We start from the raw sequence: 643 nt of genomic DNA on the forward strand, positions 1-643 counted from the left end.
GCCCTATAGGATATGACAGTCGTAAAGATGATTTAATCTTAAACAAGTTAGCCGTTCCTATGACAGCCGCATAAAGTAACACGCTTATCTTAAAGAAACCACCGGTAACTAAAGCAATCATAAAAAAGACGTCAAGCCGTTCTAAAAAGTTAGCTACTTGGATGCTTTGTATGGTACTAAGAAGAGGGAATTGGGAACGTTCCGTCAAATCAACCCCTAGTACACTAATGTTAATAAGCATGGTAATAGTCAAGTTAATGCCAGCTAATCCTGATGCACATAACATGGTCACTTTGGCCTTCTTTTGGTTTTTTAAATACGGTAAAATCATGGTAAACACAATGGCTTCACTAAAAGGAAAATACAAGATTTGAGTAAAAACAGCTTTCAAAGGTGGAAATATCCCTTCTTCAAGTACTGGTTGTAAGTTTGTAATATCGATTAATCCCGAACATACAATCAGAATAAAGCCAGTGATGGCTAGGATATACATGATGATAAAAAAGATTTCTCCTGATCGGGCTATTACTTCGATACCTTTGCGAACTGTATAAATAATAACAAGAATCAATAAAGCATTCGCAATAAACAAAGGGGTATCGGGATAGGCAAAGGTTAACAGCATCTCGCCAATATCACGCAG

General features: G+C 36.9%; 1 protein-coding gene. It reads right to left on the minus strand.

Annotated features, from left to right (window positions below):
- Window positions 1-643 (minus strand): GerAB/ArcD/ProY family transporter (locus tag M3A49_RS42435; RefSeq protein WP_266233999.1); only part of this gene is annotated, 643 nt, incomplete at both ends.

Source organism: Paraburkholderia sp. CNPSo 3076 (assembly GCF_026343935.1).
Classification (GTDB): Bacteria; Pseudomonadota; Gammaproteobacteria; order Burkholderiales; family Burkholderiaceae; genus Paraburkholderia; species Paraburkholderia nodosa.